Raw genomic sequence first — 16540 nt, 5'->3', positions numbered from 1 at the left:
CCTACTCAGCCTCAGGGTAGCTGCCTAGCACTCTAACAAAAAGCGCCTGCTCGCCGAGTTTTTTCAGAGCGATCTGCATTCTTTCGTCGTTTTCATGACCCTGGCAGTCGACAAAGAAGATATACTCCCACGGCATCTGCTTGGTCGGGCGCGACTCGATCATAGTGAGATTTATCCCTTCACTCTCAAACACGGTCAGAGCATGGTAAAGCGCACCCGCCTTATTTGGGACCGCGAAAACTATGGAAGTCTTGTCCTTGCCGCTGGGCGAAGGTTTGGAGTTGCCGACTACCAGAAAGCGAGTTCTGTTGTGCGGGTTATCTTCAATGCCTTCGGCTAATATATTCAGGCCGTATTCGCGCGCAGCAAGGCTGGAGGCAATAGCGGCGCTGGTCGGGTAGTCTTCACACATCTTTGCGCCCTTTGCGGTGCTGGACACTTCCAGAACTTCAACACCCGGCAGGTGGGTAGCGATCCAGTTTCGACACTGAGCTATGGCCTGCGCGATTGAATACACTCGCCTGATCTGAGAAATATCCGTCCCGGAGGAGAGCAGATTGTGTGAGATAGGCGCGTATATCTCAGCGCATATTCGCAGGTCGGATAGCAAAAACATATCCAGCGTATGGCTGACGATCCCCTCGGTGGAGTTCTCGACCGGCACCACACCGTAGTTGGCCTCGTTATGCTCGACTGCGCTAAAGACATCCGGAATTGTGACTGCAGGAATGAAGTCGGTGGACTCTCCGAACTTAAGAATGCTGGCGATATGTGTGTTGCTGCCTGCAAGCCCGAAGTATGCGACGCTGATCGGCTTTTCCAGTGCACGGCAGGCCGATATTACTTCACGAAAGACAGCACTCATGGCTGCATCGCTGAGTGGTCCCTTGTTGTTCTTGAGCACCCCGCCGAGCACCTGCTTTTCGCGCTCCGGTGCAAAGATGCTCTTGGAACCCTTGTCCTTCATTTTGCCGATGCCCAGCGCGCAGTTCGCGCGCTCGTTAATCATCTCGACAAGCTGCTTATCTATCTCGTCTATTCTTTTGCGGTATTCGGATATATCCATTTATTCCCCTAGTTAAAAGTCAAAAAGTTTGAAAGTCAAAACTGGTTCGTTCACATAGAAACACTATCCCAACTTTTTGACTTTTCGACATTTGGACTTTTGGACTGTTCATTCAACTGGAAATTTGACGCGCATATCGGCCATCGACATCCAGCGCGGGTTCTTCGATGACATGTCCACGCTGTAGTCCTCCCACACCAGGTGAGAAGTGCCCAAACCAAGATAATCGAGCAGGCAGCGCGATATCCACTTTTCCAGCTTAAGCACGGTGAGCTTACGCCTCAAACGGCCCTGCATGTCTCTATTAAGAATACAAGGCAGGGTGTTAGTCGTAACGATCTCGTCGATGACCGGCGCGCTCAGACACTCGCGCACCTCCGGAGAGGAGTAAAAGTGGGTGACGAAGAATACTACCCGCCCTGCGCCCGCGTCTTTAAGAATCTTGCAGCACTCGCGGATCGTGTTTCCCGTGCGCACCATATCGTCGAACACGACTACATCTTTGCCTTCTATCGAGTCGGCTCCGCATGGCGATTCAGGGTCCACACAGACTGACACATTGCGCTCATCCCTGCGCTGCTTGGTCATGTAGAGCAGGTTCGCTGTCGGCATGTCAAGACTGTCGTGAACCTGTGTCGCGAACGCGCGCGCTCCGGCGTCGGGCGCGCATACTAATAGCCCTTTACCTTTATGTAAACTGGGGGTCACATCGGATGACTTGATATAATCGGCAAAAACCTCTGCCGGGGACAAATTCACAAACCCGCCGGGCATGGTATTGCTGAATGTCTTTTCAACCGAGCTGGAGTGGTTGTGCACGGTGATGACCGTATCCACCCCCGCCAGAGCAAGAGCCTCGGCGTAAAACTTGCTGGTGAAGGGCTGGCCGTCGAACTTTTTGTAATCATCCTGTGTGCGGTCAAATGCGACACTGCCATGATCGGGGCGAGGTCCGCGGTCCTGGGCACTGAAATACAAGTCCGGCTCAACAAGGATAACCCTCTCGGCGCCGTTGTCTTTGGCTGCCCGCGCGACCAGGAAGTTTCTCATACTCAGTTCATTTCGAGAGAAGGTGTTTGAGACCGTGGAGACCATGGCCACGGTTGTGCCCTTGAGCTTTTTGCCGATATCGAGCATGTCCTTTTCGTCACTGATGAACCTTGGGCAAAACTCACTGTTGGCGAAGGTCTTCAGGGACAGTATATCTGCGATATCGGTCGCCTGCCCGCAGAAGACCCCAATGTCTATCGCGAAAGGGTTGTCCGATTCCGTCCCGACTATGAGCACCGGGGTATCGCTGGTCATTACTTTTGTCCTCTCCTTGCGCTTACCCTCCAGGTAGGATACCTGGAGGGATTAAGAGCGGAGAGTGGAGAGCTAAGAGCCCGAACCAATAACCGCTCAGTCTGCCGTCTTATTACTTAAACTTTCTGAACCTGCAGAACGTGAAATATGCTCTGCCTATGTACTTGCGCCCAAGCCTGGGCAGAAGCCTTATCTTATCCGATAGCGGCGCAATCCGCCAATATTGCCATATGAGCAAGGTCAGCAGCCTGTTATCGTTGAGCCTATCGACGCCGTAGTTTACATTCAAGTTGTGCAATCGATATTTCGCCAGGCTCTCGGGTATATGCACTATCGGCGCTCTCATCAACACCTTAAGCCATGCGTCAAAGTCATCACAGGTCGAATAACGGCTGTCGAAGAGTCCTATATCCAGCAGAGCCCGCTTCTTAATCAATACCGCGCTCGCCGAAATCGTATAGTTGCCGTGCGCGACAAACCAGTAAAACGTCGGCCTTTCCGGAATTACCCGCTGATCTATTCGCAGCCGTCCGGCATGCTCGCCGAAGACGATCATATCGCAAAAGACCATCGCAGCGTCCGAGTTGGCTTCCAGCACTTCTACTTGACGTGCAAGCTTATCCGGCAGCCACACGTCATCATGATCAAGAAATGCGACATATTCTCCACTCGCCGCTCTTATGCCCGTGTTTCGAGACTCGGCATGCCCTACATTGACAACATTTCTTATAATGCAAACATTCTCAAGCCCACTGATGCTATCGACAATTGGCGCAATATCTCGCGGCGAGAGGTCATCGACAATTAAAAGCTCGAAATTTCTGTATGTCTGCGCGGCAACCGATTCCAAAGCCTCGCGGAGGAACTGCTCATGCACGTCCGTGCCGCAGTAGACCGGAATCACAACCGACACCCTCGGTTTTCGCGCTGCTATCATCCATATGATTGTATCGCAAAATCGTCTTTTGGCCAAGTGCCATGAACCGTGCCATGAACCGGTAATTGTGTGGGGTACAATTGGCACACTTTTTGAACATATGATGAGTGTAGTCGAATTGAAAAGAGGTTGTTATGGTGAAGTACAGAGTCAGTATCGAAAGTGTGGTACTTGTCGCAATCTGCCTGGCGGATATGCTGGTGACGCTTTATTGCGTGCTGGCAGGTATCGCCATAGAGCAGAACCCGATAATGGCGGCCTGTATCAACAAAAGCCCGGGGATGTTTGTGTTTGTTAAGATGCTTAGTTTTGTGCCATTTGTTGTCGCGATAGAGATGTATAAGAAGCGAAACCCTGATTTCGCGCGCAAGGCATGCCGGTGCGCAATAGGACTCTATGTGATAACATTCACGATCCTGACTCTTGGCGTAAATATGTAAGGTTTGCTTCCCTGCCCGCTCCCAGATAGCCGACCGGACCGACACCGGCCGGCTATTTATCGTACACCATCTCTGCCTACATTCCGGGCACGCGTTCATATGCTTTCCCGTCTACTACAACCGTTCCATCCGCCGCTTGAATACCATCCACTAACCTCTTGGCGCCGTTATCCCAGACAAAAGCTCTGACGAGCCGTCCGATTGCATTTGGTTCATGAAAGACGTAGGTCATTTGACCGTCATTGTTTATCACACGTCTCCAGCAGCCGGTTATATAGACCGGGCGCGCTCCCGCACCTGAGCCCGCCGGTGAGATCACAGTGATTATGCACTTGGCGGTAACGGTCTGCATACCATACTTGCAACGATATGTGCAAGTGACCGTTGTTGTTATCGTATTGCCCGAAGTTGCCGCTGCTGACAAAACATCGGCGGCAAACAGCAAACAACAGAGCATTATAGTAATATATGCTAACGCAATCATTCTATTCATGGCTTTCGCCCTACCTGATTTCGCATTCAATGACATATTTCCCATATAGCAACACAATGTAGACATAAATTGTGCGCTAGTTATTCCAAGTCTCTTCGACAGTGGCGGTCCGTGAGGAAAAAATTATCTAAAATCCTGTTGACAGAAGGGGGCAAGCGATGCTAGACTCTCATTACAAAAATCAATATCAGTCTTAGCGAGCAAGGTTGCCCCATTCGGGGCTGAAAAGGGAAGACGGTGAAATACCGTCACGGGCCCGCCGCTGTGACCGGGAACGATCCGGCTTGATCCACTGGCGCTTATTGTTAGGCGCTGGGAAGGAGCCGGGGTAGAAAGATCCGGAAGTCAGAAGACCTGCCTGCCGCTATTTGCGAACATCTTCGGAGGCAAAGATGTCGGCGGTAAGCAGCGCAAAAAGCGCATATAAGGCTCCCGGCCCTGACAACTTCCGAAACAGGCCGCGGGGCCGTTTTGGTATATATTGCGGATTTACTCTGATCGAACTGCTGGTGGTGATAGCCGTTATCGCCGTACTGGCCGCTGTCTTGCTGCCAGTTTTTGCAAGCTCCAAAGAAACCGCTAAACGAATCGACTGCCTCGCCAACCTCAAACAAATAGCTGCCGCATGGCAGTTATATGCAGACAACAATAACGGCAGAGTATGCCCATCATACCTGGTCAGCAGCGGCACTATGTCTTCCTGGGACTTCAGCTCCACTTCCTCAGGATGGAAAGCCGGACTCCTTGGGCCATATACTAAAAGCGGTGCGCTGTATTCCTGCCCCTCATACAGATTGCCTCCGGGTTACGACACCGCATATTCCCGCCCATATACGGGATATGCCTACAATGCCACATACATTGGCGGTGATGTCAATATGGCGACCGGCCAACCCTACATAGATCCAGTGACCGGACGCCCAAGAAAACCCTGTCTGCTGCAGGAGATCAGACATTCGTCTAAGACTGCCGTTTTCGCCGATGCGGGCTACGGCAATCCGGTAATGCCGCAGAATTACCTGCGTGCTCCGGGTGACAAACAATGGTTCGCAGCGGGCACAATCAACTTCCGGCACAACGGATCGGCTGCCGTGGCATGGGCGGACGGGCATGTATCGGCGGTCAACAAGAACTACCGTTCATATACAAACAACACATATCGGCCCGGCAACAGATTGTGCGGCGCGCTTTCGCCGGACGACTCGGCATATGACCTCAACTAATTTTAGATTTAGTATTTTATATTTGGTATTTGGAGAATAGGTATGCGTTTGATATCGACAATAGTGTTCATAGCAGTTTTATTGGCTGCAATTATGTGTGGTGCCTGCGCTTCCGATTGGGCAACAAGTGTTGCAGAAGGTCTCACATTCAATCTCGACCCGAATGTCCCTTACAACGATGCCGGTGCGGCGCTGGGCAGGCCTACCACACTTATTCAGGATGCGGGCTATTGGCCCATTGCTCCCGGCAGTGTGTTTCACGCGTCCATGGTGTATGCTCCGTATAATCTTTCGCCCGATGGCCAGCCTCTTGTCGCCACTGTGCTGGCGGGCGGGCAGATCACCGTAGAGTTCGACCCGCCGATCTATGACGACCCGGAAAACTGGGACGGCAAGGACCTGATCGTATTCGGCAACAGTATGTTCACCAGCATCGGCACCGTCTTTCCCGCAACTAACATGGAGGAGATGAATATATCATCCGATGGGCAGTGGGAGCAGGCGACTGTTAGCGTCAGCCAGTATGAAAACGGCGACTGGTACACCTTCGCCTCTCCGTATGCGGATGACTTTGCGCCCACACAGGCATCGGCATGGGACTGGATCGAAAACAACTGGGCGGACGATCTGGACTATACCAAACCGGTGCCGACCGATTGCACAAAAGCCGACTTTGGAGAGAAATCAGTAGCGCAGGGGATTGATATGTACAAGGGCTCTGCCGGCGGGACCGCGCTTGACATTTCTAGCCTGCCTCTGCCGACTGACGAATCAGGGCGCAAGTGGATTCGCTATGTAAAGATAACTGGGGACTCTGTCGAACTGGATGCGGTAACGCGCGTAAGCCACAAGATCAGCCCCATATCGGTCGGCGCAGCAAAAGAACTGCCCGACGCGGCACATGTGATCCTGAAAGATGTAGTGATTTCGGCGGGGACATATGCAGTCGGGCGATTCTGTTATGCTCAAGATAGCACCACTCTAGCCGGGATAAGAGTCTACGGTCGAGTCCTTGATACGGGCAGCAGGGTCACTATCTATGGCAACATGACCACTGTGAATGGCGAAAGGGCGATTAATGCCGTCGCTATAGATCCACCGCAGGGTGCCGATCAGATGCCCAGCGGTAACGTAAAAGTCGTTGGTATGTCAAACAGGAGCATAACCTCCGGCCTTGGCGCGACCGGAATGCCGGTAAAGACCTGGGGGACTGTAGAAGAAATTGATGACGTGTCGAAGTCGTTCATCATTGATGACGGCTCCGGTGTCGACCTCAAATGTATGGCTCCAAGGGTAAGACCGGCAAGCTCAGATCCTGCAAACCCCACCAATCCGGACTGGGGCACTGTTGTTGACCCGGAATTTACCCCTCCGAGCCGGGACAGCTTTGTCCTGGTGACCGGAATCATATCATCCGAGACATCAGGACAAGACTCGGTTCCAATCTTGCAGCTCAGGAGCGTTGACGACCTGGACGTGATACGCTCAGGTGCTCAAGCCAATTAAAATCAGATATAAAGGAGAAAAAGAGAATGCGTAATTTTTTAACGGTAGTATTTGTGATGCTTATTGCCATATCGGCGAATGCGTATGCGTCTGGCAGTGCATCTGCCGACATTGAGTATTGGGCAGGCAGCGGCTCCAACAGCGCAGTTTGTGTCATCGACTTTGGGGCGCACTCTTATGCTTTCGGTTACAAGTGGGATACCGGCACTTACAAGGGCTTCGATATGATTCAGGCAATCGATGCCGCAGGCGCCGTCAATCTGGATATCAAAGACTTCGGCTATGGCGCCTTTGTAAACGGGATCAGTTACAACGAGGACAGTTGCATCGGCTATGGCGGAGGCGACAACTGGTGGCACTATTGGACATCTGAAAACGGCGCTTCATGGGCTATGGCGAGTACCGGAGCCAGTGGCCGGACCATAACCGATGGATGCTGGGATGGCTGGTGTTATGGGTCTGCTGGAGCACCCGATGTGCCGAGCGTCCCCGAACCCTCTTCCATGACCGCTGTGTTCTCTATGATAGGTCTTGCCGCATCTACAAGGCTCCTCCGCCGCCGCGGCAAGTAACACCACAACCGGGGTCCGTTTATACGGACCCTGGAACTTACTCCACACTATCCACCGTTTATGTTTGCACCGCTCGAACATGGATGTATAATATTGCAATTGTTGCAGGAGGGCTGGTTTGGACAGAAAACCCATAATAGGCATCACGCTAGGCGACCCGGCTGGCGTCGGGCCTGAGATTGTGCTTGGAGCGCTGGAAAACGAGGAAGTCTATCAGAAATGCGTGCCGGTCGTGATCGGGCACTCCGGCATTTTGAGGCGCTGTGCCCAGGCCATTGGCAAAAGCGTTCCTATCATAACTATCAACTCCCCGACTGACGCGAAGGGCGAGCTTGGGACAATAGAGATAGTGCATGTCGAAACGCCCGGCATGCAGGATATCGAGCCGGGCAGGCTCAGCGCTGACGCGGGTCAGGCCGCGAACGCGTTTGTCAGGAGAGCTTGCGAACTTGGACTGGCGGGTGAGATAGATGCCATTGCGACCACCCCAATAAATAAAGAAGCCCTCAGGCTTGCCGGAGTCGAGTATATAGGACACACGGAGATGCTGGCGGCATATCTGGACTCTCCAAACCCGCTCACTCTCTTTATCACGGAGAATATGCGTATATTCTTCCTCTCACGCCATTTATCACTGAAGCAGGCGATAGATTACATCACAATCGAGAGAGTCCATAAGTTCATCAGACGCGTCCATGAAGCCATGACCGGTTTCGGGTTTGTGAATCCGACTATCGCTCTCGCGGCTTTGAACCCGCATGCCAGCGACGGCGGACAGTTTGGAGACGAGGAAGAGAAGTATCTGACCCCGGCCGTCCAACTTGCATTGGAAGAGGGGATTAGGGTAAGCGGGCCGATAGGAGCCGATTCGGTCTTTAACATGGCTCTCGAAGGCAAGTTCGACTGCGTGATCTCGCTCTATCATGACCAGGGGCACATCGCCGCTAAGACACGGGACTTCTATGGCACAGTTACCGCCACTCTCGGCCTTCCGGTGCTGCGGACGTCGGTCGACCATGGCACTGCTCTGGATATTGCATGGAAGGGGATCGCCAACCCCGTGAGTATGAAAGCGGCTATTCTGGCTGCCGTGGATATGCTTAAAATGGCTAAGCTTTAAGCTGCATTTTTTAGTTTTATGCTATTGATAAAACTGCCGAGAGACATATCCTCACGCTGGATATGGTCTATAAGCCAATCGACAATTCTCTTCTTTACCAGCAATACTGAAGCATCCGAATCTGTGTGTATCAAGCTGTGTTTGATGCCGGAAAATTCCATTGCATAGAGCGTATGCCGGGCTTTATGGCTGATATATTGCGGGCAGCCGTAGCGCATCATATATTTTTCTTCCGTATCGAAATGACCGGCCATATAGTTTTGTAAAAAAGCAACAACCCTACTGATATCATCCGCACTCTTGCTTTCTTTTATTGCATCAAGCAAGACATTTGCTCTCTTGAACAATTCCTTGTGCTGGTCATCTATCTCGGTTATCCCAACGGACATCTCCGGGGTCCATCCCACAGGCATTTGCCGTAACCTCATATTTGCATTTGGACACATAGGCCCATAGATATATCGGGAAGAAGCACGGCAGACTATAGGTGGATTAAGGCTGATTCACAAAATCGTATTTATGCAGATCGAGTTCTCTCTTTTTGCCTGCTATCTGCTTCAGAGGAACTGATGATATGTCTTTGCCGGCGCAGGCGACCATTTTCTCAGTCTCGCCGGAGACAAGCAGGTCGAATGCCGTCTCGCCGAACCGGCGGGCAAGGTTGCGGTCGAAGTAAGTGGGGTTGCCACCGCGTAGAATATGTCCGAGGACCGTAACCCTTACACGCCTGCCGATGCCTTCTTCAAGCTGTTTCGTGATACTTTCAAGGCCGAGGTTTTCACACAGGACAACGAGCCCATGAGTGCCCCCCGCATCCATCTTGGTCTTTATCTTCAGGACCGCGGCATTGATATCCGGTTTGACTTCGTGGACAAACACAGCGTCGGCTCCGGCAGAGTATGCGGTCTCAAGAGCCATGTGGCCAGCTGTGCCGCCGAGAGTTTCTATCACGAACACGCGCTCCGACAGGCTCTCGGCGGTGTCCATGATCTCATCGGCTGCTCTAAGCGCTTTATTGACGGCTGAGTCGAAACCAAGCGCGTAGTCGGTGCCATAAATGTCATTGTCTATCGTGCAGGGCACTCCGATAACGGGGGCGCCGCCCACGGCAAACCTGCCCAGCGTTTCAAGAGTGCCGCCTCCGCCCAGGACTATCAGGCCGTCGATGCTGCAGTGCTTCATTGCCTCTTCGATCCCCATATCCAGTAGCTTGGATTCCCGCTTGCCGTTGCGGGATGTGCCCAGGAAGCTCCCGCCGCGCCTGGCAAGACCCTCAAGCTCGACGCCTACGGGAATAGTATCGGCGTTTACGAGTCCCTGGAACCCGCGAAATATCCCGCGCACATCCAAGCCAAGCTTTTCCGCGCGCGCTGCAATCGTGGCGATGCAGGCATTCATTCCGGGGGCATCACCCCCACTGGTTAGAAGACCGATCGTTTTGACAGGCATAATGGATGATTATAGAACAGAATCATAATACCTCCTTGCCTGCTGAAGAAAGTGGAAGGGACATGGCTTACCTACGCGTTCAAAGAGATGACAACACTCGCCACGATGCATTTCACAAATAGATCAGCGGCATGAAGGATTCTCAATAGATGTGTACAATTACTCATGTATATAACTCGCTAGTAAGCTAAATGCGATCAACTATTACGAATGGAGGGCTGGTTTGTGAAGATGTATGGATTCAAATTGGCGCTGGTGCTGATTGTTGCACTGGCAATTGCCGGATGTGGTGGAGGTGGAGGAGGCGGATCGACGACTCCGCTCACGGGAAACCCGGGAGTCACATTGACTATCGGAGCTGATACAGCAATAGGAAGCACTACAGCGGAAAGCCGCGCAGAGACTACAATCAACGCAAAGCTGGATGCGGGAGCTACCATACAGGTCTATAATTTTGCGACGGGCGAGCTTCTACCTAATACCGGTACAATCGACAGTAATGGGTTCGGGACTGTAAATGTAACATCCGGGCTTAGTGTCGTGGTAGTAATAACCGGAAAGATAGGAGACAAGAACTATCGCATGTCAACTATTATCCCGACGGTTCCTCAGGGCAATGCAACCTACGTAGCCGACGCAGCGACTACGTTAGCCTCTGAAGCAATCAGTGAAGCGCACTACAAGACAGGCACTGTAATCGACAGCGACACATTCGATGCAGTGAAAGCCGAGGCCGAGTCTTATCTGGCTGCTCATTCCGATGCCGACGTCTCTCTGGGCGGGGGATTGATATCCGGTGAAACTTTTGGAGCCAAAGGCAATCTGGACAGCGAGAAACTCGCAGGCTTGATAGCCAAAGGTGCTGAGAAGATCTATAACGCACTGGTAAAGGCAAAGAATGCCGTTCAGCAGATGAAAGAGGTCGCTATGCCTTGGGCAACGCTGTTGAATGAGGAAAGCCCTAACCTGAAATCCGTCTATAACGCATGTGCGAGCGCCATTGACTATGCTCCTCTCGACGAGGTTGCAGAAAAGTATGAACAGCTCGGCAGCAGAATGAGCAAGCTGCTCATGCCTGCGTTTTTTGGCGAACTATACACATCCGACTACGACTACGACAGCAAGAGCATCACTGATCTGGAAATGGGCAAAGGCTATCAGGCGACACTTCATGAGGAGGCCTGGGGCTGGTCATGGATCGAGATCACAAAAAATCCTGCATATGACGCCACCGGCAGGATTACAATCAAGTTGACCGACAGCGGCGTCACATATACTGTTGTGGCGACTCAGCCAACTTCGACCACTTGGCAGGTGGTTCAGACATCGTCAAATGACGGCACGATGTACTACAAGGTGGTCGGGCTGGACGAATCCATACTGGATGTGACAAATCCGAGTGCCAACGTCTCTGTTTCGATCAAGGACAGCAAGATTACAACTCCGATCACCTTTAGCGGCGTTGTGAGCGCTACCGGCGCGAACAAGTCTGCCTATACCGCTATTCAGTTTAACGGCACGTTGACGTCCGCTGAGGTTAACGCCAAAGGCAATTTTGTCGCCAACTTCCTTTCAGCAGTTCCAAGCGGGGCCCAGAAAGACACCACTATATATGACTACCCGACCAGTCTGGCGATGAGTGGGGCGTCTTGTACAGTAACAGGCGGGTCGATAACAGCTTCGCTGTCTGGAGACTTCAGTGAGACAATGCAGGTGGTAACGATCAATGGATATGCACAGTCAATTCCCAAAACAATAAGTCTTTCCGGCGCATCGATTTCTGCCAGTTCAGGAACGAAGTCGGTCGAACTCAAGGGAAATATCAGCGCAACAGTGAGCAGCAGTGTCACAGATGATGGCGACATTCTTCCCACTGGCCTTAATGCCACAGGTCTTTCGCTGACAATCAAGAACGGCACGCAAACGGTAGGCGTATCAGGCGGTCTTACAGCGACCGCACAGATAAAGACAGGCAGCAAAGGCAATGCGGCTGTGCCTGATTACGTAAAACTCAGCGGCGGTTACAACAACTCGGATACCAAACTTGACTTCTCAGGCACTATTGAAGGCAAGTGCGATAATCCTACAGCCGATGCTTCGGTTAATACCGCCCAAGGATCTGTCACAATAGTGGGAGAGATTACCCGAGATAGCTACCGCGCTTATGAAGCAAACCTGGAGTTCAACCTTGACGGAGGCGGAAACGCTACGTGCACCGTGAACAAGCTGGGTTGGGGAACCGCATATCTGACCGGCAGCGGCTCCACACAAATTGACTCCGGAGGAGATGCCAAGAACCCGACTCTGGAACTTACAAACCAGGACGGAGTCAAATTCACAATTGGCGCGGGACTTGTCGGAGAAGTGACTGTAGACGCCGCAAAGGTTGCTGATATAAGCAAAGAAAACGGAATGCTCAAAATCACATTTACCGACGACACGCACGAATATCTACCTGAGTAACAGGCTATAAATGCCGGGCGATTTGATATCGCCCGGCATCCCATTTATGAGTTGTATAATGCATTACTATTTTCATTTGAGTTTTTTCTTCATCGCACTAGTATTTATGCCGGTCCGTGTCGCTGCAGTTGATATGACTCTCCCGAATGTGTTCGCCCGGGACGATCTTTTGCTTTCTTGCGTTAACGGACTCGATGACACCGGTCGGACCGAATGCGCCGCTTCCGCTTTTGCCGATAACAACGCCATTCCTCTAGGCCAGTTCAATGATGACAACTACGCTCCACGCAATCTCGACGTAAGCTCGGTATATGCGAGGTGGGGACTTTCGCAATGGGTTCGAGTTTACCGGGGAGACTGGATTTTTTCTGCCGGTCAGGGTCAATACAGTGAATACAACGGCAATAGGGATGCCGGACAGTTGTGGATTGACCTTCATTCAATTGACGCTACAGGTCGCACATACGAGCCGGAAGCCAATGGATACAGAGTGCAGGCCTCCTGGTATGCTCTCGGGCGGGCGTTTTCTTATGAGCGAGGAGGCTCTTCAGGAACATGCGAGGTCTATGCGCGCTACATCACGACATCAGACATGCTCGCACGCAGTGTTGTCGGCAATGTTGACGGAGACAACTATACAGGAATGATAAGGACGCTGAGAGCGAGCGCCGCCAAGGACGGAGTTTCGGGCCGTGGATGGGCTTTGGACTGCCGGGTAACCGGTAATCTTAAGAACAAGATGCGGTTTCTGATGTCTGTGGAAGGTCTTTTGGGACAGGTATCGTGGAGACAGGCCGTCGTAGAAGATGACTATGTGTCGTCTCCAAACGTATTTGAAGACCCTGATGGTTTTCTGCATGACTACTTCGCTATGTCGGGAGCCGGTTGGAAAGAAGACAAGAGCATGGGCGTGGGTCGTGTCATAAATCTCGGAGTAGTCCAGACTCATACAACTCCGTACAAGATTATGGGACTGACCTGGCAAAAGGGATATACGACTCTTCCAAAGTTTGGCGCTGCATGGCCTCAGCAGCGCAATTGGATCCCGTATTGTTGTTATTACCCCTCTGAAAGTCGACTGGAGATCGGCTCATATGCGCAGACCTGGCACATCGGCGCATCCGCGGATTTTCTGAGCGGCGGCTCACCCAAGGCAGCAGCCATTGATATAGGAATTAACCTTTCATTCTAAAACTACCCCGTACAAAAAGAAATCCCGTCAACAATATCGCTGACGGGCCGTTTGTAGAGCTGTATGCTCTCAAAGCGGATATAAGCCACAACACTTTAAGGAAGGAGAAAAGATGATTTTCTCATTCTTTATATCGGCAAGAATCGTGCCAAACCTCGCATTTTTAGCAGGCTAACATAAAAAATTGTTCAGTCTTTTCGGCATATGTCTGTCTGCTTCGGCATTTATGCCCGATTCCGGGTAAAATTAATAGGAGGTGCAGCGATGAGAGCCGTGATGATTTTATTGTGGATCATTGCATCAGCGGCTCCGGGGCTTGGACAAGTGCTGTCATTAACCGGTCCGAACCGCCAGGCAATGATCGAAGGTGTAACATATACGATAACTTGGCATGCCATCGGAATTGATAGCATACGTGTAATTGCCTATGGGACTCGAACGCCTCTCGGAGAAACATCAAGAGGAGATTTTGAAATAGTCATCGCAGACAACGTCCCGGCAAATGAAAGCAGAGTAAACTGGACAGTGCCATGGGTCGACTCCATCGAAATGATTATCGCAATAGATGGATATGATGAGTCGGGTCAGCCTGCTGCGACAGATGAACGCAACTATGCTTTTCGACCTGCAGTCATGGCTTATAGATTTGCCGACGGTATTTATCTCGACCTGCACGACCGATCAGACCAGCGACTGTATATACAGAGCAATCATGGGATCACCCATGTGTATATCTCCAGCTCATCGCGCAACTACTTGTGGATGCCGCCCGGCAGGCATTTGAACATACCTCATGATCATGCCGGAGTCTTCAGAGTGCTGGATAAGATTCCTAACTACTGGTCGCGCCTGTTTGATGTCCCGATGCCGTATGCGATGCGATATCTCGGTGGACATTTTATCCACGCCACCAGCCCCGACATGTATGAGTATCTAGGCGGACCTGCATCATCGGGCTGTAACCGCTTGACCGAGTATGACGCCCGCGCGCTATATGCAATGACTCCTGTCGGCACACGTGTTGAGGTAATCGGGCCCGGCGGCTAGCATTGTGATAGCCAAATTAGCAGCAGTAAGACCGAACATGCCGGTAATGGTGGGCATGCTGCCCAGAGTGTTTCTGGCTCTGCCTCGACTGATTATATGGTCTTCATTAATTATTTCTATAGGCGGCGCTATGGGAAGCGGTCTGGGCAGGGGCTCATCAGAGAAGACACATGCAAAGTCAATCGGCATGCCCCGCCGTCTTAGCCGCTGCCGGACTGCGCGCCCGAGTGGACAGTGATGCACATGTTCGAGTGTATTTATGCGGATCATGGTCGGATCGGACCTGAGCGCAGCTCCAAGGCAGCAGATAAGCGGAATTTCTCTGTTTCTCACTGCCGATATCAGCTCGACTTTCGGGTTCAGCGCATCTATCGCATCTATCACAAGGTCAGGCGACTCACCGATGAGGTCAAGCGCCGTCTCGCCGTCCAGAAAATTACAGATAGCCTCGACCTTGCAATCAGGATTAATGTCCAGCACACGTTCGCGCGCGACCTCGCACTTGTCCTGGCCAAGCGTGGATGTTAGGGCCAGCAGTTGACGATTGATATTGCTGGTGGAGACCTTGTCGAAGTCCACAAGCCTGAGCCTGCCGACTCCCGCTCGAGCGAGACCCTCAACGGCATAACTGCCGACGGCTCCCAGCCCGACCACAGTTACGGACGAGTCCCTGAGCCTGGCGCAGGCGTCTGCCCCAAGCATCAGTTCTATTCTTGTAAAGCGTTCATTCGGCTGAGTCATTGTTTAATAAGATCGCCCAGAAACTCACGGGCGTTGCTCCATAATAGTTCTCTGAGCGCATCAGGTTCTTCGCCGAGCAGATCGGCAATTCCGTTAGTGATCGTCGCCAGATTCGCCGGATGGTTCATCTCACCGCTGATGCCGGTGAGCCTGTAAACGCGAAACGGCTCTGGGGGGACCATGTTCGGCGCGTCAGTTTCGACAAGCAGCCTGTCCGGCGGCGCAGCAAAAAGTGCAGTGCGAGCGCGTTTGAAGTTATCGTTTAACACTGTCGCCGAAAATGAGAAGTACGCGCCCATATCAGCAAGGCACTTTATCATGTCAGTCGACCCGCCAAAGGCATGAACCACCATTCTGGGAAGCCTCTGCGTGCTACGGAGCACGTCCATAAGCCATCCCCAGGACCTGACACAGTGGACCATTGCAGGCCTATCGTATCTGTATGCGAGATCAAGCTGAGCGCGAAAAGCCTCTTCCTGAGCGTCCTTATCCAGCAGATCCGCACACCGGTCAAGCCCCGTCTCCCCTACTCCGCACTTATGGTCCCGTACCAGCTTCTCCAATATAGAGAGCCACTCTTTGGACCTGCGCACTACAAACCAGGGATGCAGCCCGAAACATGGGATAACGCCCGGGCACTCCTCGGCCACCCGCTGCACTTGTGTCCAGTCCGCCTCCGACGTCCCGTTGCAGACCATATGGGTGACGCCATTTTCAAATGCCTGGCTTACCAGCGCAGCGATATCGGTGCCCGGATCAAAGTCGGTAAGATGAATGTGGGAATCTATAAGTCCTGGCAAGTCCATATCAAGTAAAGTATAAAGCGAGGGTAAGCGAAAGGCAAGTGGTCAGTCGCGGGGGGGTGCATGTCAGATTTACGGAATCACGCTGCAATTTTGGCAGCCTCTAATATATTGCCAGTTCTTTTATTAAGCACTGCAGAGCGCAAATGTGCGATTGTCTCGATTCCGTGCCTCTTCCAGCGC

At 52.1% G+C, this 16540-nt stretch carries 16 protein-coding genes and 1 riboswitch; of the genes, 8 read left to right on the top strand and 8 right to left on the bottom strand.

Going from position 1 to position 16540, the window contains the following annotated elements:
• Position 1: 1 nt before the first annotated feature.
• The 3 genes from pheA to ABFD83_02590 all read right to left on the bottom strand — a co-directional run bounded on the left by pheA (position 2) and on the right by ABFD83_02590 (position 3308).
• Complete coding sequence (gene pheA, locus ABFD83_02600; protein MEN6355956.1) at positions 2-1066, bottom strand: prephenate dehydratase; 1065 nt, start codon at positions 1064-1066, stop codon at positions 2-4.
• A gap of 108 nt (positions 1067-1174) precedes the next feature.
• Entirely contained in the window at positions 1175-2371 is a 1197-nt protein-coding gene (prs, locus tag ABFD83_02595) for a ribose-phosphate diphosphokinase (protein MEN6355955.1), read from the bottom strand.
• A 112-nt stretch (positions 2372-2483) separates the two neighbouring features.
• Positions 2484-3308, bottom strand: coding sequence for a glycosyltransferase (locus ABFD83_02590; GenBank protein MEN6355954.1), 825 nt, complete (start codon positions 3306-3308; stop codon positions 2484-2486).
• Positions 3309-3442: 134 nt separating this feature from the next.
• On the opposite strand from ABFD83_02590, the gene ABFD83_02585 reads away from it, so the two are divergent.
• The gene (locus ABFD83_02585) at positions 3443-3748 is read left to right on the top strand and encodes a DUF5658 family protein (GenBank protein MEN6355953.1); all 306 of its coding nucleotides are present in this window, start codon (positions 3443-3445) and stop codon (positions 3746-3748) included.
• 76 nt (positions 3749-3824) lie between these two features.
• Here ABFD83_02585 and ABFD83_02580 read toward each other — a convergent pair whose 3' ends face one another.
• Complete coding sequence (locus tag ABFD83_02580; GenBank protein ID MEN6355952.1) at positions 3825-4100, bottom strand: hypothetical protein; 276 nt, start codon at positions 4098-4100, stop codon at positions 3825-3827.
• Between the two features lie 327 nt (positions 4101-4427).
• A riboswitch (cobalamin riboswitch) is annotated at positions 4428-4618 on the top strand.
• 15 nt (positions 4619-4633) lie between these two features.
• On the opposite strand from ABFD83_02580, the gene ABFD83_02575 reads away from it, so the two are divergent.
• The 4 genes from ABFD83_02575 to pdxA all read left to right on the top strand — a co-directional run bounded on the left by ABFD83_02575 (position 4634) and on the right by pdxA (position 8662).
• Positions 4634-5464 (top strand): prepilin-type N-terminal cleavage/methylation domain-containing protein, encoded by an 831-nt coding sequence (locus ABFD83_02575; GenBank protein MEN6355951.1) that lies wholly within the window; start codon positions 4634-4636, stop codon positions 5462-5464.
• A gap of 42 nt (positions 5465-5506) precedes the next feature.
• Positions 5507-6970 carry a hypothetical protein gene (locus ABFD83_02570; GenBank protein MEN6355950.1) on the top strand — a complete coding sequence of 488 codons (1464 nt, stop codon included), beginning with the start codon at positions 5507-5509 and terminating at the stop codon, positions 6968-6970.
• Between the two features lie 26 nt (positions 6971-6996).
• On the top strand, positions 6997-7542 hold the full coding sequence (locus tag ABFD83_02565; GenBank protein MEN6355949.1) for a hypothetical protein: 546 nt from the start codon (positions 6997-6999) through the stop codon (positions 7540-7542).
• A gap of 118 nt (positions 7543-7660) precedes the next feature.
• Positions 7661-8662 (top strand): 4-hydroxythreonine-4-phosphate dehydrogenase PdxA, encoded by a 1002-nt coding sequence (gene pdxA / locus ABFD83_02560; protein ID MEN6355948.1) that lies wholly within the window; start codon positions 7661-7663, stop codon positions 8660-8662.
• Here the strand turns inward: pdxA and ABFD83_02555 are convergent.
• Both ABFD83_02555 and ABFD83_02550 read right to left on the bottom strand, forming a co-directional pair.
• A complete protein-coding gene (locus tag ABFD83_02555; protein ID MEN6355947.1) occupies positions 8659-9075 on the bottom strand; it encodes a bacteriohemerythrin in 417 nt (138 codons plus the stop codon). The two genes, pdxA and ABFD83_02555, sit on opposite strands and share 4 nt — an antisense overlap.
• A 79-nt stretch (positions 9076-9154) precedes the next feature.
• Positions 9155-10111, bottom strand: a complete 957-nt coding sequence (locus ABFD83_02550) for an ATP-dependent 6-phosphofructokinase (protein ID MEN6355946.1) — start codon at positions 10109-10111, stop codon at positions 9155-9157.
• A gap of 225 nt (positions 10112-10336) precedes the next feature.
• Here ABFD83_02550 and ABFD83_02545 point away from each other — a divergent pair, with 225 nt between their 5' ends.
• The 3 genes from ABFD83_02545 (at position 10337) to ABFD83_02535 (ending at position 14813) form a co-directional block, all read left to right on the top strand.
• A complete protein-coding gene (locus ABFD83_02545) occupies positions 10337-12574 on the top strand; it encodes a hypothetical protein (protein MEN6355945.1) in 2238 nt (745 codons plus the stop codon).
• Between the two features lie 58 nt (positions 12575-12632).
• Entirely contained in the window at positions 12633-13766 is a 1134-nt protein-coding gene (locus tag ABFD83_02540) for a hypothetical protein (protein ID MEN6355944.1), read from the top strand.
• Between the two features lie 264 nt (positions 13767-14030).
• The gene (locus ABFD83_02535) at positions 14031-14813 is read left to right on the top strand and encodes a L,D-transpeptidase (protein MEN6355943.1); all 783 of its coding nucleotides are present in this window, start codon (positions 14031-14033) and stop codon (positions 14811-14813) included.
• Here the strand turns inward: ABFD83_02535 and ABFD83_02530 are convergent.
• On the bottom strand, positions 14757-15554 hold the full coding sequence (locus ABFD83_02530; protein MEN6355942.1) for a tRNA threonylcarbamoyladenosine dehydratase: 798 nt from the start codon (positions 15552-15554) through the stop codon (positions 14757-14759). The two genes, ABFD83_02535 and ABFD83_02530, sit on opposite strands and share 57 nt — an antisense overlap.
• Positions 15551-16354 (bottom strand): TatD family hydrolase, encoded by an 804-nt coding sequence (locus ABFD83_02525; protein MEN6355941.1) that lies wholly within the window; start codon positions 16352-16354, stop codon positions 15551-15553. Before ABFD83_02525 ends, ABFD83_02530 begins: the two co-directional genes overlap by 4 nt.
• Positions 16355-16540 lie beyond the last annotated feature (186 nt).

Source organism: Armatimonadota bacterium (assembly GCA_039679645.1).
In the GTDB taxonomy this organism is placed as follows: Bacteria; Armatimonadota; UBA5829; order UBA5829; family UBA5829; genus UBA5829.
Note: the sequence above shows the minus strand (reverse complement) of the source record. Positions and strands in the feature narration are given on the sequence as shown.

What these genes read in the sequence shown, in the direction of transcription:
- pheA (MEN6355956.1), bottom strand. Translation starts at nt 1,066, where the DNA reads ATGGATATATCCGAATACCGCAAAAGAATAGACGAGATAGATAAGCAG.
- prs (MEN6355955.1), bottom strand. Translation starts at nt 2,371, where the DNA reads ATGACCAGCGATACCCCGGTGCTCATAGTCGGGACGGAATCGGACAAC.
- ABFD83_02590 (MEN6355954.1), bottom strand. Translation starts at nt 3,308, where the DNA reads ATGATAGCAGCGCGAAAACCGAGGGTGTCGGTTGTGATTCCGGTCTAC.
- ABFD83_02585 (MEN6355953.1), top strand. Translation starts at nt 3,443, where the DNA reads ATGGTGAAGTACAGAGTCAGTATCGAAAGTGTGGTACTTGTCGCAATC.
- ABFD83_02580 (MEN6355952.1), bottom strand. Translation starts at nt 4,100, where the DNA reads ATGCAGACCGTTACCGCCAAGTGCATAATCACTGTGATCTCACCGGCG.
- ABFD83_02575 (MEN6355951.1), top strand. Translation starts at nt 4,634, where the DNA reads ATGTCGGCGGTAAGCAGCGCAAAAAGCGCATATAAGGCTCCCGGCCCT.
- ABFD83_02570 (MEN6355950.1), top strand. Translation starts at nt 5,507, where the DNA reads ATGCGTTTGATATCGACAATAGTGTTCATAGCAGTTTTATTGGCTGCA.
- ABFD83_02565 (MEN6355949.1), top strand. Translation starts at nt 6,997, where the DNA reads ATGCGTAATTTTTTAACGGTAGTATTTGTGATGCTTATTGCCATATCG.
- ABFD83_02555 (MEN6355947.1), bottom strand. Translation starts at nt 9,075, where the DNA reads ATGCCTGTGGGATGGACCCCGGAGATGTCCGTTGGGATAACCGAGATA.
- ABFD83_02550 (MEN6355946.1), bottom strand. Translation starts at nt 10,111, where the DNA reads ATGCCTGTCAAAACGATCGGTCTTCTAACCAGTGGGGGTGATGCCCCC.
- ABFD83_02540 (MEN6355944.1), top strand. Translation starts at nt 12,633, where the DNA reads ATGCATTACTATTTTCATTTGAGTTTTTTCTTCATCGCACTAGTATTT.
- ABFD83_02535 (MEN6355943.1), top strand. Translation starts at nt 14,031, where the DNA reads ATGAGAGCCGTGATGATTTTATTGTGGATCATTGCATCAGCGGCTCCG.
- ABFD83_02530 (MEN6355942.1), bottom strand. Translation starts at nt 15,554, where the DNA reads ATGACTCAGCCGAATGAACGCTTTACAAGAATAGAACTGATGCTTGGG.